Raw genomic sequence first — 20,528 nt, forward strand, 5'->3', positions numbered from 1 at the left:
GGACGGCGGCACGGAGCCGTCCCGTCACTCGACCTTCAGGGTGACCCCTAGGGGGACCGGCGGTGGAGGCCCCCTAGGAGCCCGTACGACTCGAGGGTGAGGAAGAAGCAACCCCGCGGGCTGACGACCGCGGCGTCCCGCGCCCCTAATGTCTAAATCGTGACTGTGATCGCGACCGAAAGCCTGAGCAAGCGGTTCCCGAGGGTGACCGCTCTTGACCGGCTCTCCGTGGACATCGGACCCGGTGTGACCGGACTCGTCGGTGCCAATGGCGCCGGCAAGTCCACACTGATCAAAATCCTGCTGGGTCTGTCCCCCGCCTCGGAGGGCCGTGCCGAAGTGCTCGGCCTGGACGTCGCCGCCAAGGGCGGCGCCATCCGCGAGCGCGTGGGGTACATGCCGGAGCACGACTGCCTGCCCCCCGACGTCTCGGCCACCGAGTTCGTCGTGCACATGGCCCGCATGTCCGGACTCCCGCCGACCGCCGCGCGCGAGCGCACCGCGGACACCCTGCGCCATGTCGGCCTGTACGAGGAGCGGTACCGCCCCATCGGCGGCTACTCCACGGGCATGAAGCAGCGGGTGAAGCTCGCCCAGGCCCTGGTGCACGATCCGCAGCTGGTCTTCCTGGACGAGCCGACCAACGGCCTGGACCCGGTCGGCCGGGACGAGATGCTCGGCCTCATCCGCCGCATCCACACCGACTTCGGCATCTCCGTCCTCGTCACCTCCCATCTCCTCGGCGAGCTGGAGCGCACCTGCGACCACGTGGTCGTCGTCGACGGCGGCAAGCTCCTGCGGTCCAGCTCCACCAGGGACTTCACCCAGAGCACGGCGACCCTCGCGATCGAGGTCACCGACAGCGACGAGCACCCGGACGGCACGGGCGCGCTGCGGCAGGCACTCCACGCGCGCGGAGTCACCGTCTCCGACGGCAGCGGCCTCCCCGGCGCCGGGCACATCCTGCTGCTCACCGCCCAGGGCGAGGAGACCTACGACCTGGTCCGGGACGTCGTCGCCGACCTGGGCCTCGGTCTGGTCCGCATGGAGCAGCGCAGGCACCAGATCGCCGAGGTCTTCCAGGACCACGACGCGCAGACCGGCACCCGGAGCGCCCAGGACGCAGGAAAGGAGGCGGTCGGCCATGGCGGTTGAGCAGCACGGTGCACCGGCACCGTCCCTCAGCGGCGGACCCGCCCGCACGGGCGAGCAGAGCCGTATCCACAACATCGGATACCGCTCCTACGACGGCCCCCGCCTCGGCCGCGCCTACGCCCGGCGCTCGCTGTACTCGCAGTCGCTGCGCGGCGCCTACGGACTGGGCCGCTCGGCCAAGTCGAAGGTGTTGCCCATGCTGCTGTTCGCGGTCATGTGCGTGCCGGCGGCCATCATGGTGGCGGTGGCGGTCGCCACCCAGGCCAACGACCTGCCCGTGAAGTACACCGACTACGCGGTGATCATGCAGGCCGTCATCGGCCTGTACGTGGCCTCCCAGGCGCCGCAAGCCGTCTCGCGCGACCTGCGGTTCAAGACCGTCCCGCTGTACTTCTCGCGCCCGATCGAGACCGCCGACTACGTCCGCGCGAAGTTCGCGGCGCTGACCTCGGCGCTGTTCGTCCTCACCGCGGTGCCCCTGCTCGTGCTCTACATCGGCGCGCTGCTGGCCAAGCTCGACTTCACCGACCAGACCAAGGGATTGGCGCAGGGACTGGTGTCCGTGGCGTTGCTGTCGCTCCTCTTCGCCGGTATCGGCCTGGTGATCTCGGCGGTCACCCCGCGGCGGGGCTTCGGCATCGCGGCCGTCATCGCCGTCCTGACCATCTCCTACGGCGCGGTCTCCGTCGTCCAGGCCATCGCCACCGAGCAGAACAGCTCGGCCACGGTGCCCTGGCTCGGCTTCTTCTCGCCCATCACCCTCATCGACGGCGTACAGACCGCCTTCCTGGGCGCCACCTCCGCCTTCCCCGGCGGGCACGGGCCCTCCGACGGGCAGGGAGCCCTCTACGTCCTCGTCGTCCTGGGTCTCATCGCCGGTTCCTACGGCCTGCTGATGCGCCGCTACCGAAAGGTCGGGCTGTGACCACGCTCAACATCGACCACGTCTCCCGCTGGTTCGGCAACGTGGTGGCGGTCAACGACGTCACGATGACGATCGGCCCCGGAGTCACCGGCCTGCTCGGCCCGAACGGCGCCGGCAAGTCCACCCTCATCAACATGATGGGCGGCTTCCTCGCCCCCTCCACGGGCTCCGTCACCCTCGACGGGACGCCGGTGTGGCGCAACGAGCAGATCTACAAGCACATCGGCATCGTGCCGGAGCGCGAGGCGATGTACGACTTCCTCACTGGCCGCGAATTCGTCGTCGCCAACGCCGAGTTGCACGGCCTCGGGGCGACCGCCGCCCAGCGTGCGCTCGCCACGGTGGAGATGGAGTACGCGCAGGACCGCAAGATCTCGACGTACTCCAAGGGCATGCGCCAGCGCGTGAAGATGGCGTCGGCGCTGGTCCACGAACCGTCGCTGCTCCTCCTCGACGAGCCGTTCAACGGCATGGATCCGCGCCAGCGCATGCAGCTCATGGACCTGCTGCGGCGGATGGGCGACGAGGGCCGCACGGTGCTGTTCTCGTCCCACATCCTCGAAGAGGTCGAGCAGTTGGCGGCCCACATCGAGGTGATCGTCGCCGGCCGGCACGCGGCGAGCGGTGACTTCCGGCGCATCCGCCGGCTGATGACCGACCGCCCCCACCGCTATCTGGTGCGCTCCAGCGACGACCGGGCCCTGGCCGCGGCGCTGATCGCCGACCCGTCGACCGCCGGGATCGAAGTGGATCTGGCCGAGGGCGCGTTGCGCATCCAGGCCGTCGACTTCGGGCGGTTCACGACCCTGCTGCCGAGGGTGGCCCGGGACCACGGCATCCGTCTGCTCACGGTCTCGCCGTCGGACGAGTCCCTCGAGTCCGTCTTCTCGTATCTCGTCGCGGCGTAGGAGGCCGAAGATGTACGACCCCACAGTCGCCCGGCTCACCTACCGGGCCCTGCTCGGCCGCCGTCGGGCCCTCATCCTCAGCGCGCTGCCCGCCCTGTTGATCGTGCTCTCCGTGGCCGTACGCGCCCTGAGCGGCGCCGACGACCAGGTGGCGGCGGATCTCCTGGGCGGATTCGCGCTCGCCACGATGGTGCCGATCATCGGCGTCATCGCGGGAACGGGCGCGATCGGACCGGAGATCGACGACGGCTCGGTGGTGTATCTGCTCGCCAAGCCGGTGAAGCGGCCGACGATCATCTTCACCAAGCTGATCGTGGCGATCGCCGTGACCATGGCCTTCTCGGCCGTACCGACGCTGATCGCGGGCCTGATCCTCAACGGCAACGGGCAGCAGATCGCCGTCGCCTACACCGTGGCGGCGCTGGTCGCCTCGATCGCGTACGCCGCGATGTTCCTGCTCCTCGGGACGGTCACCCGGCACGCGGTCGTCTTCGGGCTCGTGTACGCCCTCGTCTGGGAGACCCTCTTCGGGTCCCTGGTGGACGGGGCACGCACCCTCAGCGTCCAGCAGTGGGCACTCGCCGTCGCCCAGAAGGTCACCGACGGCAACCTGGTGACCTCCGACGTGGGGCTGCCGACGGCGGTGATCCTGCTGACGGTCGTCACGGCGGGCACGACCTGGTACGCGGGACAGAAGCTGCGGACGCTGAAGCTCGCCGGCGAGGAGTGACGGGACCCTCCGGGGCGAGCCGCCCCGGAGGCCCCTCTCTCGCGGTCTTGACGGAGGCTTCACGCCCGCCCGGGCAGACTGGGCGGACGGATACACGGGACACACCGGCCAGGAAGGGCGGCCAGAGGGCGGGAGGAACGGGGATGACGGAGTATTCGTCCGACGGAGGCGAGACGCGGGGCGCGGGCGAGGACGTCTGGGACGACCTCGTGCTGGACGAGGACTTCATACGGTCCGCCGAGACGGCCGAACCGTCGGCGCGGGCCCGGATGTTGGCGGCGCGGTGGCGGGGGCAGGCTCCGGATCCCCAGCCCTGGCGCTCGGACGAGCCGCCCGCCGGGTGGTTCTTCAGCAAGGCACGACGTCGCAAGTGGCGCCGCCGCTGACCGTCCGGAGTGGCCGGGGCCGCGCGGCCGATATTCGGTGGCGGGCAACTCGGCCGCCGGGCACAGTAGTTGGTGTCCAGGTCGCCGGATCGGATCGGCGTCACGTTCTGGGAGAGGAGCCCGGCGATGCTGTCCTTCAGGTGCAGTACGTCGAGTTCCCCGCAGGGCGGCCCACGACGGACTCCGGAGTAGTTACCCCTCCGTCGAGTCCGTCCCCCCAGTGGGGGGCTGCCCGGGGCGGCCGCTTCGAGCACGCGAATCGCTTCGCGTGGGCCGCCCACCCGGAGGATTGGCCGAGTGGTAAGGCACCGGCTTGCTAAGCCGTGGTCGGGTTCTGCCCGCGCACGTTCGATCCGTGCATCCTCCGCCGTTTCGCTGTCGCTGTGACTTGGCCGGGTTCGTTGGGCCAGGGGTGTGTGTAGAGAGGCCCCGGGGCTGCGCCGGGCCTGGTGGGCCGGGAGGTGTGTGTAGAGAGGCCCCAGGGCTGCGCCGACCTCATTGGGCCAGGGCGTGTGTAGACAGGCTCACGAGGCTGTGCCGGGTTCGTTGGGCCAGGGGTGTGTGTAGAGAGGCCCCGGGGCTGCGCCGACCTCATTGGGCCAGGGCGTGTGTAGACAGGCTCACGAGGCTGTGCCGGGCTCGTTGGGCCGCGGGGTTGGACAGGCTCAACTGGGCTGTGCCGGGTTCGTTGGGCCAGGGGGTGGGTGCGGCGAGGCTCCCGGGCGCTGTGCCGGGCTCGGTGGGCGAGGGCGTGTGTGTAGAGAGGCTCACGGGGCTGTGCCGGGCTCGTTGGGCCGCGGGGTTGGACAGGCTCAACTGGGCTGTGCCGGGTTCGTTGGGCCAAGGGGTGTGGGCGGAGAGGCTTCTCGGGGGCTGTGCCGGGTCTCGGGGCGGCGGTCGGTGGAGCCGGGCGGGCGGCGCCGGGTGGGCCGGGTGTCGTTTGCCGGGCGCACACGTCTGGTTCGAGGCGCCGCCAGGATGTTGCCGCGTCAGCGCGCGTGGGGCGCTGAGGCCGCCCGGCCACAGGTCTCTCGTCCCTCCGGTGCTGTCGCCCCGCTTCCCCGGGCCCCGCCGCGGCGGGGGCCTTCGGATCGGTCAAGGCAGCAGGCGTTCCAGTACCTCGGCGATGCCGTCGTCCTCGTTCGAGGAGGTCACTTCGTCGGCGACGGCCTTGAGGTCGGGGTGGGCGTTGGCCATGGCCACGCCGTGGGTGGACCAGGTGAACATCGGGACGTCGTTGGGCATGTCGCCGAAGGCGATGGTGTCCGTGCGCTTCACCCCGAGGCGGCGGGCGGCGATGGAGAGCCCGGTGGCCTTGGTGAGGCCGAGGGGAAGCAGCTCGACGATGCCCTCACCGGCCATGGCGACCGTGACGAAGCCGCCGGCGGCCTGACGGGCGGCCTCGGTGAGTTCGTCCGAGGTCAGGGTGGGGTGCTGTATGTAGATCTTGTTGAGCGGGGACGTCCAGAGGTCGGAGACGTCCGTGAGCGGGATCGTGGGGAGCGAGCCGTGCAGGGAGTACCCGCTGCCGACCAGGATCTCGCCGTCCAGGCCCGCGCGGCTGGCGGCCAGGTGCAGGGGGCCGACCTCCGCCTCGATCTTCGCGAGGGCGACCGCGGCGAGCTGTCGGTCCAGGGTGACGGCCGTGAGCAGCCGGTGCTCTCCGGCGTCGTAGACCTGTGCGCCCTGGCCGCAGACGGCCAGCCCCCGGTAGCCAAGGTCGTCGAGGATGTGGCGGGTCCAGGGGACGGCCCGGCCGGTGACGACGATGTGGGCGGCGCCCGCCGCAGTGGCCGCGGCGAGCGCTTCCCGGGTGCGCCGGGAGACCGTGTCGTCGGACTGGAGAAGCGTTCCGTCGAGGTCGGTCGCGATCAGCTTGTAGGGGAAGCCCGGGGGCGTCACGGACCGTTCGGAGACCGTGGTCGTTCCGGAGGCCGTGGCCGCGTCGGACGCGACGGGCGCCTCGGACACCGCGCTCTCGCCGGGGTCCGTGGATCCCCCGGTGGCTGCCGTTTCGCTCACTTGGCTACCGGCTCCAGCACCTCGCGGCCGCCCAGGTACGGACGCAGGATCTCGGGGACGCGGACCGAGCCGTCGGCCTGCTGATGGTTCTCGAGGATCGCCACGATGGTGCGCGGGACGGCGCAGAGCGTGCCGTTGAGCGTGGCCAGCGGCTTGACCTGCTTGCCGTCACGGACACGGATCTGCAGGCGGCGCGACTGGAACTCCGTGCAGTCGGACGTCGAGGTCAGCTCGCGGTACTTGCCCTGGGTCGGGATCCACGCCTCGCAGTCGAACTTGCGCGAGGCCGAGGAGCCGAGGTCGGCGGAGGCGACGTCGATGACGCGGAAGGGCAGTTCGAGCGACGTCAGCCACTGCTTCTCCCAGTCCAGCAGACGCTGGTGCTCCGCCTGCGAGTCCTCCGGCGCGACGTACGAGAACATCTCGACCTTGTCGAACTGGTGGACGCGGAAGATGCCCCGGGTGTCCTTGCCGTGCGAACCGGCCTCGCGGCGGAAGCAGGGGGAGAAGCCCGCGTACCGCAGGGGGAGGCGGTCGGCGTCGATGATCTCGTCCATGTGGTACGCCGCCAGCGCGACCTCGGAGGTGCCGACCAGGTACAGGTCGTCCTTGTCGAGGTGGTAGACGTCCTGGGCGGCCTGGCCGAGGAAGCCGGTGCCGGCCATCGAGTGCGGGCGGACCAGCGCCGGGGTCAGCATCGGGGTGAAGCCGGCCGCGGTGGCCTGGGCGATCGCCGCGTTGACCAGGGCGAGTTCCAGGAGGGCGCCGATGCCCGTCAGGAAGTAGAAGCGCGAGCCGGAGACCTTGGCGCCGCGCTCGGTGTCGATGGCACCGAGGATCGTGCCGAGTTCCAGGTGGTCCTTCGGCTCGAAGCCCTCGGCCGCGAAGTCACGGATCTCGCCGTGCGTCTCCAGCGTGACGAAGTCCTCCTCGCCGCCGACGGGGACGTCGGGGTGGACGAGGTTGCCGAGCTGGAGGAGAAGCTCCTGGGTCTCGGTGTCGGCCGCGTCGCGCTCGGCGTCGGCGGCCTTGACGTCGGCCTTGAGCTGTTCCGCACGCTTGAGCAGCTCGGCCTTCTCCTCGGCGGAGGCCTTGGGGATCAGCTTGCCGAGCGACTTCTGCTCGGCACGGAGCTCGTCGAAGCGGACGCCGGACGACCTGCGCCGCTCGTCGGCGGACAGGAGGGAGTCGACGAGCGCGACGTCCTCTCCACGGGCGCGCTGGGACGCGCGCACACGGTCGGGGTCCTCACGGAGCAGGCGAAGGTCAATCACCCCTCAAGGCTACCGGTGCGTGGTTCCGACCCACGACTTGAATTCGCGGTACGCCCTTTATGTGGCGCTTTGAGCGGAATGTTGATCACCTGGGCCCGCCATGGCAGGCGCCGGTGAAAGTCAATGAACTGAAAGGCGACCCCCTGAAAGGGGGTGGGGGTGCGACGCCTGGTTGACTCGACTCTCTTGTGCCGCAAGGGACTTGGGGATCGTTCGTCCACAGGAATCCACAGTGCCGCAGAGTTATCCACAGGCTGTGCGAAAGATCTGTGGACTTCCGAGAAGATCGCCGGGGAAGTCGGGCGCCGTCCTGAGGATTCCCGGCCCAAACCGCCTTCACGGCCACTTTCGAGTGGATTGACGTGGGAATGGGTCGCTCTAAAGGATTGACGTGAGGAAACACATGGGCGAAGGGTGGCCCACGAGGTTGTGGACGCAGCACGGCTCACGAAGGGGATTTGTCGACTGATCGGGGCTGCGTTGTCGACTTGTCCCCAGGTCGAGAAGGTGCCCTGTGGATAACTTCTGTGGACAAAGAAAATAGGCAGGTAGCACCGACGGCGGGCCAGGTCAGAACCGGCCGTCCTGGCAGCGCGCCACCCAGTCCGCCGCGGCCACGAACTCGGTGTCGGAGGTGCCCGGCAGCATGGGCCGGACCTTCGCGGTGGCGGCGTCCGCACGCGGGTACGAACCGAGGAAGCGGACCTGGAGGCAGACCCGCTTGAGGCCCATCAGCGCCTCCGCCACCCGCCGGTCGGCGATATGGCCCTCGGCATCGATGGCGAAGCAGTAGTTGCCGATGCCCTCGCCGGTCGGGCGGGACTGCAGAAGCATGAGGTTCACGCCGCGGACGGCGAACTCGCCGAGCAGGTCGCGCAATCCACCGGGGTGGTCGTCGCGCTGCCAGATCACGACGGACGTCTTGTCGGAGCCGGTCGGGGCGGCCGGCCGGGCGGGACGGCCGACCAGGACGAACCGGGTCTGGGCGTTCTCCGCGTCGTGGATCTCGGTCTGCAGGGCCTCCAGGCCGTAGCGCGAGGCCGCGAACTCTCCGGCGAAGGCGGCGTCGTAACGGCCCTCCTGCACGAGACGGGCACCGTCGGCGTTCGAGGCGGCGGACTCCCAGACCACGTCGGGCGGGAGGTTGGCCTTCATCCACTTGCGGACCTGCGGCTGGGCGGCCGGGTGTGCGGTGACCGTCTTGATGTCCGAGAGCTGGGTGCCCGGCCGGACCAGGAGCGCGAAGGTGATCGAGAGGAGCACCTCGCGGTAGATCATCAGGGGGGCCCCGGCCACCAGCTCGTCGAGCGTGGTCGTGATGCCGCCCTCCACGGAGTTCTCGATCGGGACGAACGCGGCCTCGGCCTCACCGTTGCGGACGGCGTCGAGCGCGGCGGGCACGGACACCATCGGGACGAGCTCGCGGGTCGCGGCCTCCGGCAGCGTGCGCAGGGCGACCTCGGTGAAGGTGCCCTCGGGGCCGAGGTACACGTAGCTGGCTGACATGGGCTCACCCTAATGGGCCCCGGTCCAGCCGTACGACTCTCGCCCGGCCCCGCGGCCGTCAGCCCTCCAGCAGACCCTGCCCCACGTACTCCCCCTCCGCCGCGCCTCCCGGCACCGCGAAGAGGCCGCTCGACTCGTGGCGGATGAACTTCGACAGGGCGTCGCCGCGATCGAGTTTGCGCTGGACGGTGACGAAGCCGCGCAGCGGGTCGGCCTGCCAGCAGACGAAGAGGAGACCCGCGTCGGGGACGCCCTTCGCGTCGATGCCGTCGTGGAAGGAGAACGGGCGGCGGAGCATGGCCGCGCCGCCGTTCTGGTCGGGGCGGGAGATACGGGCGTGCGCGTTGATCGGGACCAGGAGACTGCCCTCGGCGTCCGTCTTCTCCAGATCCATCGCGGTCGCCTCCGTGGCCTTCGATCCCCCGCTCAGCGGGGCGCCGTCGGACTTGCGGCGCCCGATGACGTCCTCCTGCTCCTTGAGCGAGAGCTGCTCCCAGTCGTCGAGGAGCATGCGGATACGGCGTACGACGGCGTAGGACCCGTTCGCCATCCAGGCGGGATCGCCGGAGGTGCTCGGTGAGGCGGACCCGGGCACGAAGATCCGCTCGTCGAAGTCGGACTCGGTCGGCTTGGGGTTGCGGGTGCCGTCGACCTGCCCCATCAGGTTGCGGGCGGTCATGGGGTGGGCCGTGGCGCCCGGCGAGCGGTTGAAGCCGTTCATCTGCCACCGCACCCGGGCCGCGCCGCCCGCGTCCTTCTGGATCGCGCGCAGGGCGTGGAAGGCGACGAGCGCGTCGTCCGCGCCGATCTGCACCCACAGATCGCCGTCGCTGCGCGACCTGTCGAGCTGGTCCGAGGAGAAGTCCGGCAGCGGGTCCAGGGACTCCGGGCGCTGCTTCTCCAGCCCGGTACGGGCGAAGAAGCTGTGTCCGAAGCCGAAGGTGACCGTCAACGACGAGGGCCCGGCGTCCAGGGCGATCGCGGTGTCGTCCTGAGCCGCGGGCTCGCCCGCCATCAGCCGCCGGGCCGTGTCCGACCAGCGGCGCAGCAGAGCGGCGGCCTCCTTGCGCCCGGCCCCGGCAGCCAGGTCGAAGGCGACGAGATGGCCACGCGCCTGGAGCGGGGTGGTGATCCCCGGCTGATGTTTCACGTGAAACATGACCTCCCCCGCGCCGAGGGAGGACAGCGGGGTGACCTTCTCGGCGGAGGACGAGGAGGCGGAGCCTGCCGTGTAGCCTGCGGCGCCGCCCGCCGCACCCAGCGCAAGACCGGTGACGCCGGCCGTGCCGAGCAGGCGGCGGCGGGAGAGGGGTCCGCTCGCGGGGCCGTGCGGTCGGTCCCCTTCCCGCTTCTGTTCCGCGCCGACGGACGACGACGGTGAGTCGTCCGTGGTCGTCCGCACCCGCGCGGCGGCAGTGTGGTCACCGCCGTCCCGTGCCCCTCTCCGGGCGGGGCCGTCTTCGACGAGGTCCTGGTCAGCCATGGTGTGTTTCAGCCGATCTTCGCGTTCTTGCTGACGGTCACCTGGTCGATGTCGGATGTCCGTACGGTCATCTCGATCTTCCAGTCGCCCGCCATGGGGACCTGTACGCCACTCGCCGTCCAGTGGCCGGTGGTGACGCGGTCGGGGACCACGGGCAGCGGGCCGATCTTCTTGGCCTCCAGGGTGAAGGCGACCTTCACCTCGGGGACGTCGATGGGCTTGCCGTCGGGCCCCTGGACATAGACGTGCATCTCGTTGGCACCCACCCGTGCGGGGTCGATCTGCAGCCGGGCGACGCCCTGGCCGTTCTTGCCGCCGGTGTCGAACGACATGTCCAGCGCCAGCGCGCCCGACGTCTCGTCCTGCTGCGTCACGGCCGCCTTGGCCGCCTCGGCCTCCTCCACCGTGCGCCCCGGCTCGGTGGCCGTCAGCACCGTGGTGACGGCGAGCAGGACGACGGCGACGCCCGCCTCCGCCAGCACGGACCGACGCAGACCGGGACGGCCCGGATCCGCGTCCCGCAGCCGTTTCTCGCGCGCGCTCGCCACCGCCGCCCGCTGCCGGGCGAGCTGAGCGGCACGCTCCGCGCCCTCGCCGGTCGCCTTCGTGGAACCGACCGCCGCGTGCGCGACCACCGGCTCCTTCTCCTCGGCGGCCTCCTTCTCCTGAGCGGCTTGCGTCTCCGCAGCGGCTTGCGTCTCCGCAGCAGCGTGCGTCTCCAGTGCGGCAGGCGCCTCCGCCAGCTGCGAGGTCCACCGGCGCGAGATCCACGCGATCCCGACCAGGACGGCCACCAGGCCGATCTTCACGAGGAGGAGTTGCCCGTACGCCGTGCCGGTCAGCGCGGACCAGCTGCCGACCTGGCGCCACGACTGGTAGATCCCGGTCGCGGCCAGCACGAGCACGCTGCCGAACGCGAGCCGCGAGAACCGCCGTACGGCGCCGGTCTCGATCTGCGCGCCCACGGGTGCTCGGAAGAGTGCCACGAGGAGCGTCGCCAGGCCGCCCAGCCAGGCGGCGACGGCCAGCAGGTGCACGACGTCCAGGGGCATCGAGATGCCGGTCTGGATGCCGGTCGAGGCGTGCTCGGCCATCGCCCAGCTCGCGGCGAGGCCGGCGGCGACCACGCCCCCGCCGACGGCCAGCCCGAAGGTGAGGTCCCGCTGGAGGGACGGGTCGTGGTGCTCGGAGTCCGCGTCGGTGTCCGTGTCAGCGTCGTCCCGGGAGTCCGCATCGTCGGCGGCGCTCGCGGTGCCGGCGGCCGCCATGGCTGCGGGCTCGACGTCCCCGGCGTCCCCGGCTTCCTCGGTCTCCTCGTACCGCCGTGCGTACGCGCCGAAAAGCACTGCGATGAACAGGGCCGCGGCGGCGAGGAGCAGCAGACGGGAGACCAGGGCGGCGCCCGTCTTCGTCTGGAGGACCTGGCTGAGGAGGTCCAGGTTCAAGACGTCGCCGAACTTGCCGGAGCCGGTGTAGGCACCGCGCAGCAGCAGCATCGTGAGGGTGGCGATGGTCAGCGTGAGCCAGCCGGCCACCACGAGCCGCTGCACGGGCCGTACCCCGGCGCCGCGCTGCCAGCAGGCCAGCACGAAGGTTGCGCCGCCGATCAGCAGGATGAAACCGGCGTACGACAGATAGCGCGCGAAGCCATAGAGGCCGCCGACGAGCCCGCCGCCCGCGCCCTGCTCGGGTACCGCGACCGTTGTCTTGGACGGCGCCCCCACCGAGAAGGTGAAGGCACCGGAGACGGGGTGGCTGTCCGCCGAGACGACCTGGTAGGTGACGGTGAACGTGCCGTCGGGCAGGCCCGAATGCAGTCCGACGGCATAGCTGTTCCCGCCCAGATCGGTGACCTCGCCGGTGTCGGCCTCCTTGCCCTTGGGGTCGTACACGCGCACCGAACCGTCGGACACCGCGACCTTCTCGGAGAAGGTGAGCGACACCTGGTCCGGTGCTTCCTGGACCACCGAGCCCTGTTGCGGGTCGCTGCCGGTCAGCGCGGCGTGCGCGGAGACGGGCACGGCACCGGCGAGCAGAGCTCCGACGGTGGCGAACAACAGCAACAGCAAGGGCCTCAACCGGCTCACCGGTGCTACCTCCCTCAGTGACCGCTGGTCGGCTGGTACGTCGCCGACTTCACGGGCATCTCGACCGTGATGGCCTCGGACTTGGTGAAGTTCAACCGCAGGGACACCGTCTCGCCTTCCTTCGGCTTGCGCTTCAGGTTCTCGAACATCAGGTGGTTTCCACCGGTCTCCAGGACGAGTTCGCCGTCGGCGGGGACCTTCAGGCCCGCGACCTCCCGCATCGACTGCCCGGTCGTCTCGTGGACGGTGACGTCCCGGGCGAGGTCGCTGGTGACGGAGGTCAGCTCGTCCGCCGTACCGCCGTCGTTCTCGATGACGAGGTAACCGGCGGCCATGGAGTCCGTGACGGGCTGCGGCATGTAGGCCGCCCGCACGGACAGCTTCGCGGCGGAGCCGGAGGAAGAGGAGTCGGTGGAGCCGCAGCCCGTCAGGGCGACGAGCGCGGCGGCGGTGATCAGGACGGGGCCGGCCGGTGCTCTCACGGGTTCTCACCCTTGAGCAGCTTCGGCAGGCCCTTCTCGTAGTCCTGCACGGTGGCATCGTCGTCGTACAGCACATAGCCGTCGTCGGTCTTCGGCGAGAACGCGATGACCTGGGTGCCGTGCTCGGAGACGGTCTTGCCGTTCTCGTCCTTGGTCGGCGGGGCGATGGAGATGCCAAGGGTGCGGGCGCCGGCCTGGGTGTCGTCGAAGTCGCCGGTCAGACCGACGATCTCGGAGTCGATGCCCTTGAGCCACTTGCCCAGTTCGGCCGAGGTGTCGCGCTCCGGGTCGGTGGTGACGAAGACGAGCCGGAGGTTCGCCAGCTCCGCCTTCGGCACCTTCTTCGCGATCTCCTTCTTGGCGACCGCGAGGTTGTTCATGGTGAGGGGGCAGACGTCAGGGCAGTTGGTGTAGCCGAAGTAGATCAGCGTCGGCTTGCCCTCGGTCTCCTTGCGGAGGTCGTACGACTTGCCGTTGGTGTCGGTGAGGACCAGGTCCGGCTTGGTGAACGGCCGGTCGAGGACCGTGAAGTGCCTCTGGGGGCCGGTGTCCGAGACCTCGGCGACCGACGTGGTGGAGCTGCCGCCCGTGCCGCAGGCCGAGAGGCCGAGGACGGCCGCGGCCAGCAGGGCACCGGCCGCGAGCGCCTTCTTCTTGGTGTTCGTGCGCATGAGAAATGTCCAGTGGGTTCGAGCCCCGGCGCGCACGGGGCGTACCCGCGCGCGCCGAGGGAGAGGGCCGGGAAGGCGGAGGCTCAGGCGTTCGTGCGCCGACGGCCGGCGAGGACGCCGTACGCCACGCCCGCCGCGCCGATGACGATGCCGACGACGCCGAGCACGCGGGCGATGGTGTCGCTGCTGTCGGCGGGTGCGGCGGTGGTCTCGTTCGACGCGGCCTCGGCGTCGTCGGCGTCCTTCGACTTGTCGGAGGCGTTCGAGGCGCCGGCCGCGCCGTGGTGGTCGTCAGACGCGGCGGACAGTGCGAGTACGGGCGCCGGGTTCTCGGGCTCCTCCTGGCCGTCCTGCGGCACCTCGATCCAGCGGACGACCTCCTTGTTGGAGTACGTCTGGAGCGCCTTGAAGACCAGTTCGTCGGTGTTCTCGGGGAGCTGGCCGATGGAGACCGGGAACTTCTGGAAGAAGCCCGCCGCGATGCCGTCGCCGGTGGCGGTCCAGGTGATCTTGGAGACGGCCTCGTCGATCTGCTCGCCGTGCAGTTCGAGCGGCTTGTCGAGCTTGGCGGTGGTGACCTTGATGTCCCAACCGGGGACGGCCTCCGGCTGGGCCGAGGCGAGCGGGTGGTCGGTCGGGAAGCTCACCTCGAGCTTGGTGGTCCTGGCGTCGTCGCGCTCGTTGGGGACCTTGAAGTTGACGGTCGCGTACCCGCCCTTGGCCGCCGTGCCCTCCGCCGCGACGCTGACGTGCGCGAACGCGGGGCCGGACAGGAGGAACACGGCCGAGCCGGCGAGGGCGCCGACGGCGGCGATACGAGAAGCCTTCATGACTGGTGACACTCCACAGTGAGTGAGGGAGAAGAGAGGACGAGGGACCGCGCACCCCGCGAGCCGACAGCCGGGCTGCGGCCCGGGCCGGCATCCACGGCCGGGACCGGGAGCAGGGCTGGGAGCCGGTGCTTCGGGTCCGGGAGCCTGAGCCTGGGGATCCGAGCCTGTCGGTCCGAGCCGCGAGGTCCGAGCCCGGGGTCCAGGCCCGGGCCGGGCTCAGCAGGCGCCCGAGTTCTGAATCCGCAGAATCGGAAGCCGCAGAGCCGGAGCCCGTGAGGCCGGAGCCGTGGGGCCGGAGCGGGGCGAGGCCGCTGGGCCGGGGTCGGCAGCAGGTGCGCGGGGCTCGGCGCCGGGCGACGGACGCCCTCTCCCTGGTGCGGAGTGAGTGTGCGTCGGGTCAGGCGGCGAGCATGAAGGCGGGCGCGGCGGCGGGAGGGCCGCGGCGGACCACGGTGTGCTGGAGCGCGGTCGTCCGCAGGGCGGCGGGCGCCACGTGCACGGTGTGCGGGGCGCGGGAAACCGCCTCCGGCGTGCCTGGCAGCCCGGACCGCAGGACCCGCGCCAGCGCGAGCGCGAGCGCGCCAAGCAGCGACCGTACGAGCGACTCCTCGGTCGCCAGCCGGGTCAGACGGAGCAGCGCGAGGTCGCCGTGGCGCAGTACCCACCCGGCGGCCACGGCCGCGAGCACATGGCCGAGCAGCATGGGCAGGGACGGCAGGAGGGCGGCGGACGAGCCCGGCGCGGTCGTCATCGCGTCCGCCGGGTCGTGCGTGACGTGCGTACCGCCGATTCCCGCGTCGATGAGGATGCGGCGGGCCCGCTCGGGGCTCAGGGTCGCCGCGGTCGTGCCGCACACGAAGCGGGCCGCGCGCTCGATGAGCGCCGCGTCCATCGCCTCCGTCGTGCGGGACGCGCCGGTCGCCCCGTGCTGGTTCAGGCCGAACAGGACGTGCAGCACGGTCTGGCCCACCGCCAGCAGTGCCGCGATGCCCGGGAGCGAGCGTTGCCGGCCGGCCAGTGCGGCGGCGACGCAGAAGGTGCCGACGAACCCGACGCCCAGACTCCACAGCGGGACCGTCGCGCACGAGGCGAGTGCGTGTCCGGCCCCGGCCAGCACGACACAGACCACGGCGAACACCGCGGCCCGCAGCACACGGAGGTCGCCTCCGGCGCGGGTCCGGCGTGGCGCGGCCGGGCGGTCTGGGTGGGGGACAGTCATGGCGGGCCCATCATCGCACCGGGGCGCTCCGCCGGGTTCGGCGGGTTCATGGGTTGAGGTAGGGGGAGGGAGGGAGCGGTGTTCAGGTGGGGTTTAGGGGTGCGTTCGGGGCGGGTGAGGAGTGATGGAGCGTGTGGTGGAGGGAGATGCGGAAGGGGGTGGGGTCTGCGGTCGGCCGGCGGGTGCGGGTGATTGCGGGCTGGTCGCGCGGTTCCCCGCGCCCCTGAAAGGGCTCGGGGCTGTGCGGGCGCGCTGACCACCGTGCGAAGGCGGAAACCAGTGCGCCCACCGCTTGATCCTCAGGGCAGCCATCCCGATGCGAGCGCGGCCACCGCTCGGTCCTCACCGTCGCCGTCCCGCCGTTGGCCCCGGCGCTGTCCGGCCGTGGTGGCGTGGTGGAGTGGTGGAAGTTGTGGATGATTCGGAAGGGTTCGGTCCGCATACACCGAATGTGCGGGGGACGCATCCGCCGTATGGGCGGAGAGACGGGCTCCGGGCGATTGCGGGCGGGCCTCGGCGGCAATACGTAACGGTATGTCGAGCCGCGGCCAGGAGGCTGGAGCATGAGCATCTGGTGGTCACTCCATCTGCGGCGCGAGGCTGCGAGCGTGCCCCTCGCCCGGCGGCTGCTGATCGGCACGATGGAGACCGCGGGCGTCGATCCCGACGTCTCCTACGACCTCTCCATCGCCCTCAGCGAGGCCTGTGCCAACGCCGTCGAGCACGGCGGCGCGATCCCGGCCGGCACCAGCGGCGAGGCGTACCGGGTGACGGCCTACCTCGACGGTGAGAAGTGCCGGATCGAGGTCGCCGACTCCGGCCCGGGCTTCCCGCGCCGCCACCCGGTCCGTCCGGCCCCCGCCGACGCCGAGGACGGCCGTGGCCTCTGCCTCATCCGGGAACTTGCCGACCACGTCCACATCGGCAACAAGCCGGGCCGCGGCGGCGCGATCGTCAGCTTCGACAAGATCCTCAAGTGGCGTGACGACGCACCGCTGGTGGCCGTCTAGAGCGCACCCGTCGGCAGCCGTCCAGCACTCACGCGCCGCCAAGCAGCCGTCCGTCGCGCACCCGCCGACGGCCGTCCGTCGCGCACCTGCCGACAGCCGCCCGTCACCCACCCGTCGGCAGGCGACAACGCAGCCGTGTCCACGGCGTCCCGCATCAGATCTGGTGCGGTTCCAAGTCCCTCCCCACCCGCTGCCAGGAGCGGACCAGCACGGTCACCGGATGGCCCCTGCCCAGTAGCTGGGTGAGCCGGGTCGCCGCCTTCTCCTGGAGCCGTACGGCCTCCTCGTGACCCTTGTCCCGCAGGGTGATCGCCAGGTTGCCCATGCCGACCAGCACATCGGGGTGGTCCGCGCCGAACCGTCGGCGCAGCCCCTCCACGGCCTGGCGTTCAGAGCGCTCGGCGTGGTCGTACAGGCCCCGGTCCCCGTAGGCGTTGGCCAGGTTGAGGCCCGCGGAGCAGACGGCCGGGTGGTCGTCCCCGAGCGTCGCCGCCAGACAGTCGCGGGCGTGCCGGCTCAGCTCCTCCGCCTTCTCGGTGTTGCCCAGGGCCCGGTGGTACATGGCGAGGTTGTTGAAGCAGTACATGGTGAACGGGTGCTCGAATCCGAACGAGTCCTGGTACCCGTCCAGCACCTCCTCGACCTGGCGGACAGCCCGCGCAGGACCGTCCTCGGGATCGGTGGCGAAGTAGTCCGCGGCGAGGTTGAGCCCGCAGGCCAGGATCTCGGGGATGGTGCTGCCGTAGCGGTCGTGGTAGCGGGCGTACGTCTTCCAGGTCTCCTCGGTGATCCGCAGCGCCTCGGCGGTACGGCCCGCCTTGCGCAGGGAGACCACGAGGCTCTTGTCGGCCTGCAACACCTCCGGCACGCCCGGGTTGAACACCTGCTCGAAGCTCTCGCGGACCTCGCGCAGGAGCTCGGCGGAGGTCCGGTAGTCCCCGAGGTCGCGCAGGTCACGCGCGCGGTGGCCCTTGGTGGCGAGCGTGTAGGGATGGGTCGGGCCGAGCAGCGCGGTGCGGCGGCGAACGATGTCCTCGGTGAGCCGGCGGGCGGCCTCGCTGTCGCCGGCCAGCCGTAGGTCGATGGCCAGGTTGTTGGCGGCCGAGAGCGTCCGCGCGTGGTCCTCGCCGAAGGTCTCGCGGAAGCCCAGATGGATGCGCAGGTCCAGTTCCAGGGCCTCCTTGTAGCGGCCCAGGGCCCGGAGGTCGGCGGCCAGACTGCCCGAGGTGATCAGGATGTTCGGGTGGTCCTCGCCGAGCAGTCGGCGCTGGCCCTCCAGGGTCTTCTCGTCCATGGCCCGCGCGGCCTGGTAGTCGCCCTGGGCGCGCATCACGTTGGCCAGCTGGAAGCGGAGGTTGAGGACCTGCTCGTCGTCCGCGTCGAGGATCTCGTTGGTCCACAGCTCGTCGAGGTCGGTGGCCAGGTCGCGGGCCGCCTGCAGCTCGCCGCGTTTGCCCAGGTAGCGGACGCGGTCCACCATCAGCTGGCGGGGCTCCTCCTCCGCGCACTCGCGGATGTTCGAGGGCATCAGATGCGGCCAGATCACCTCGAACCCGAGCCACTGCGCGGGATCGTCCACGGCGCCCTCGCGCGGCCGGGCGGCGGCCAGGATGCGGTGCACCTCGTGAATCGTCTCCACGTACCGCTGGTCGTCCAGACTGTCCCGCACCGCCGCCTGCACCAACCGGTGCACCTGGATGGAGTTGTCGGCGGAGTCGACCTTGGCGAGGGCGAAGCGGTTCAGGGCCTGGGTGACGCGGCCGAGCATGTAACGGGCGCGCAGGTCCCGGTCGTACGGCAACAGGGCGTCGATCATCGCGTCGCTGCTGATCAGGGTCATGGAGATGGGCTCGGCCGAGAAGAAGGCGCACAGTTCGAGCAGTCGGGCCGCCGCCGGGGACTCCTCGCGCAGTCGGGTGATGGAGATGTTCCAGGTGGCGCCGACGGAGGACGGGTACTCGACCGCGTTCACCGCCTCCTGCACCGACAGCACCCGGGTGGACTGCTCCCGCAGCTGGTCGATGTACTCCTCCACCGGTGTGGCCGTCGCCTCCAGCCAGGCCGCCGCGACCTCCACGGCCAGCGGCAGGTCGCCCAGCGCGTCGGCGACCCGGTCCGCGTCGGCGTCGCGCAGTCCGGGGACCCGGCGGCACAGGTGTTCCACGCTCTCCTCGCGGGTGAAGACCTCCATCTCCAGCGACTGCACCACCGTCGAGCCGGGCCGGTCGCGGGTGGTGACCAGGATGTGGCCGTACACGTGGTCCCGCAGCGGAGCCGTCTGGCCCGGGAAGAGCGGCAACGCCCGGTTGAGGTCCGGCACGTTGTCGAAGATCAGCAGCCAGCGGGCGCACGGGTCGCCCTGCCGCAGGGCCCGCATCGCGGCCTCGGCCGCCTCGGAGACGTCGTCGCCGACCGGCAGGTCCAGTTCCTGCGCGAGGGCGGCCACCTTCGGCAGCACGAGGTCCGGCTGTTCGGCGTCGATCCACCACACCAGGTCGTAGTCCGCCTTGAACCGGTGGGCGTACTCGCGGGCGAGCTGGGACTTGCCCACCCCGCCCAGACCGTGCAGCACCTGCGGCAGCCGTTGCCCGGAGCGGCCGCTGACCAGGCGTTCGCGCAGCCGGTCCAGGATCGGTGAGCGGCCGGTGAACCACGGGTGGCGTGGCTGGACGTTGGAGATCCGGGTGCCGGTGTTGGGGAAGCGGGCGCCGCCGTCGGGCGGTGCGGCCAGGACGTCCGGGTGGTCGAGGCTCGTCAGCAGGGTCCGGTGGGCCCGGTCCTCGTCGAGCCGGGTGAGGTCGATGGCGCCCCGGGAGGAGTGCGGCAGGCTGAGCCGGACGTCGTCGACGCGGACCGCCACCGGCCGGTTCCCCGGTTTGCGCCCGTCGGCGTGCACGGCGTCCTCCCAGGCCCGGCGCGCCCTGCGGGAGTCGAGGAAGGCGGGCGAGACCACGGCGAGCAGCCGCTCCGAGCCGTCGGCCGCGTCCTCGGCGCCGGACGCCGCCCGGTCCTCGTGCCCCGGCAGCCCGCCGGCGTCCTGCGGCAGCGCCCGGACGTCCATCGGCGCCACGTCGAAACCGGCGTTGCGGAGCACCGACTCCAGCCAGTCGACCCACATCCGGTCCTCGGAGACGTAGTACAGCACCAGCCGGGAGACGGGCAGCGGGCGCCGCCGGGTGTACGCGGCCTTGTACCGGGCCCGCTTCTCCTCGCCGATCAGGGGGAGTCGGGTGACCCGGCCCTCGGTGATGACGGAGGTGACCCGTTCGCAGGCGCTCAGCATGGAGTTGGCCGTCTTCGGCGGGTCGCCGAAGGCCGCCAGGATCTCCTCGTAGGCGTAGTACGGCTGGTAGAGGACCTCCATCGACGACCAGTAGTCGGCCAGCCGATCGCCGTCCAGGCCGGCGGGCAGTCCGGCGAAGCGCTCCCGGGCCAGGGCGCGTCCCGCGTCGAGCTTGTCCTTCTCGCCGAGGTCGATGCGCATGGCGAGGGGCAGGACGCGGATGCCCTTGTGGCCGAACCGCTCCCGGATGCTCTGCGCGACGGCGGCGGCGCCCTCGATGCTCTGGCCGCTGAGGGTGTAGCAGACGACAAGGGTGTGGGGCATCTGCACGGTGCAGACGTCGGCGAGGTCGCTGAGTCCGGTACGGCTGTCGATCAGGGTGTAGTCGTAGTGGCGCCGCATGTCCGCGCGCATCGCCTCGAAGAACTGGCCGCCGCCGTAGCTGGCGTAGAAGAGGTCCCAGTCCATGTTGCCGAACAGGCTCAATGTCCCGGCCTCGGCCCGCCGATGCGCAGTCATCGAACAGGTAAGCGGAATAAAGTGGGTGTCGCGCC

The 20,528-nt window shown here is 71.1% G+C and carries 16 protein-coding genes and 1 tRNA gene; 7 read left to right on the forward strand and 10 right to left on the reverse strand.

From position 1 onward, the window contains the following. Positions 1–165: 165 nt before the first annotated feature. The 6 genes from P8T65_RS23535 (at position 166) to P8T65_RS23560 (ending at position 4,471) form a co-directional block, all read left to right on the forward strand. The gene (locus tag P8T65_RS23535) at positions 166–1,155 is read left to right on the forward strand and encodes an ABC transporter ATP-binding protein (protein ID WP_316731683.1); all 990 of its coding nucleotides are present in this window, start codon (positions 166–168) and stop codon (positions 1,153–1,155) included. Further along, complete coding sequence (locus tag P8T65_RS23540) at positions 1,145–2,080, forward strand: ABC transporter permease subunit (RefSeq protein WP_316727236.1); 936 nt, start codon at positions 1,145–1,147, stop codon at positions 2,078–2,080. Before P8T65_RS23535 ends, P8T65_RS23540 begins: the two co-directional genes overlap by 11 nt. After that, the gene (locus P8T65_RS23545) at positions 2,077–2,988 is read left to right on the forward strand and encodes an ABC transporter ATP-binding protein (protein ID WP_184891982.1); all 912 of its coding nucleotides are present in this window, start codon (positions 2,077–2,079) and stop codon (positions 2,986–2,988) included. The genes P8T65_RS23540 and P8T65_RS23545 overlap by 4 nt, the downstream gene beginning before the upstream one ends. A gap of 10 nt (positions 2,989–2,998) precedes the next feature. After that, complete coding sequence (locus P8T65_RS23550) at positions 2,999–3,718, forward strand: ABC transporter permease (protein ID WP_316727237.1); 720 nt, start codon at positions 2,999–3,001, stop codon at positions 3,716–3,718. A 143-nt stretch (positions 3,719–3,861) separates the two neighbouring features. Then, entirely contained in the window at positions 3,862–4,104 is a 243-nt protein-coding gene (locus P8T65_RS23555) for a hypothetical protein (RefSeq protein ID WP_316727238.1), read from the forward strand. Between the two features lie 283 nt (positions 4,105–4,387). Further along, positions 4,388–4,471: transfer RNA gene (locus tag P8T65_RS23560), tRNA-Ser, on the forward strand. Between the two features lie 728 nt (positions 4,472–5,199). Here the strand turns inward: P8T65_RS23560 and P8T65_RS23565 are convergent. From P8T65_RS23565 to P8T65_RS23605, 9 genes are all read right to left on the reverse strand, one after another. Further along, a complete protein-coding gene (locus P8T65_RS23565; protein ID WP_316731684.1) occupies positions 5,200–6,006 on the reverse strand; it encodes an HAD family hydrolase in 807 nt (268 codons plus the stop codon). 116 nt (positions 6,007–6,122) lie between these two features. Continuing rightward, positions 6,123–7,400 (reverse strand): serine--tRNA ligase, encoded by a 1,278-nt coding sequence (serS, locus tag P8T65_RS23570; protein WP_316727239.1) that lies wholly within the window; start codon positions 7,398–7,400, stop codon positions 6,123–6,125. Positions 7,401–7,970: 570 nt separating this feature from the next. Continuing rightward, the gene (pheA, locus tag P8T65_RS23575; protein WP_316727240.1) at positions 7,971–8,906 is read right to left on the reverse strand and encodes a prephenate dehydratase; all 936 of its coding nucleotides are present in this window, start codon (positions 8,904–8,906) and stop codon (positions 7,971–7,973) included. A 58-nt stretch (positions 8,907–8,964) separates the two neighbouring features. Then, complete coding sequence (efeB, locus tag P8T65_RS23580) at positions 8,965–10,389, reverse strand: iron uptake transporter deferrochelatase/peroxidase subunit (RefSeq protein WP_316727241.1); 1,425 nt, start codon at positions 10,387–10,389, stop codon at positions 8,965–8,967. Positions 10,390–10,397: 8 nt separating this feature from the next. Beyond that, positions 10,398–12,476 (reverse strand): copper resistance protein CopC, encoded by a 2,079-nt coding sequence (locus tag P8T65_RS23585; protein ID WP_316727242.1) that lies wholly within the window; start codon positions 12,474–12,476, stop codon positions 10,398–10,400. 14 nt (positions 12,477–12,490) lie between these two features. Next, positions 12,491–12,958, reverse strand: a complete 468-nt coding sequence (locus tag P8T65_RS23590) for a copper chaperone PCu(A)C (RefSeq protein WP_316727243.1) — start codon at positions 12,956–12,958, stop codon at positions 12,491–12,493. Continuing rightward, positions 12,955–13,629, reverse strand: coding sequence for an SCO family protein (locus P8T65_RS23595; RefSeq protein ID WP_316727244.1), 675 nt, complete (start codon positions 13,627–13,629; stop codon positions 12,955–12,957). The genes P8T65_RS23590 and P8T65_RS23595 overlap by 4 nt, the downstream gene beginning before the upstream one ends. Before the next feature lie 83 nt (positions 13,630–13,712). Beyond that, positions 13,713–14,459 carry a YcnI family protein gene (locus P8T65_RS23600; protein WP_316727245.1) on the reverse strand — a complete coding sequence of 249 codons (747 nt, stop codon included), beginning with the start codon at positions 14,457–14,459 and terminating at the stop codon, positions 13,713–13,715. A gap of 400 nt (positions 14,460–14,859) precedes the next feature. Next, positions 14,860–15,681, reverse strand: coding sequence for a hypothetical protein (locus P8T65_RS23605; RefSeq protein ID WP_316727246.1), 822 nt, complete (start codon positions 15,679–15,681; stop codon positions 14,860–14,862). Positions 15,682–16,244: 563 nt separating this feature from the next. Here P8T65_RS23605 and P8T65_RS23610 point away from each other — a divergent pair. Further along, positions 16,245–16,691: an ATP-binding protein gene (locus P8T65_RS23610; protein ID WP_316727247.1), complete on the forward strand. Its 447-nt coding sequence runs from the start codon at positions 16,245–16,247 to the stop codon at positions 16,689–16,691. Positions 16,692–16,845: 154 nt separating this feature from the next. On the opposite strand, the gene fxsT is transcribed toward P8T65_RS23610, so the two are convergent. Further along, on the reverse strand, positions 16,846–20,493 hold the full coding sequence (gene fxsT, locus P8T65_RS23615; RefSeq protein WP_316727249.1) for an FxSxx-COOH system tetratricopeptide repeat protein: 3,648 nt from the start codon (positions 20,491–20,493) through the stop codon (positions 16,846–16,848). Positions 20,494–20,528: the final 35 nt, after the last annotated feature.

It is taken from the genome of Streptomyces sp. 11x1, from assembly GCF_032598905.1.
GTDB lineage: Bacteria > Actinomycetota > Actinomycetes > Streptomycetales > Streptomycetaceae > Streptomyces.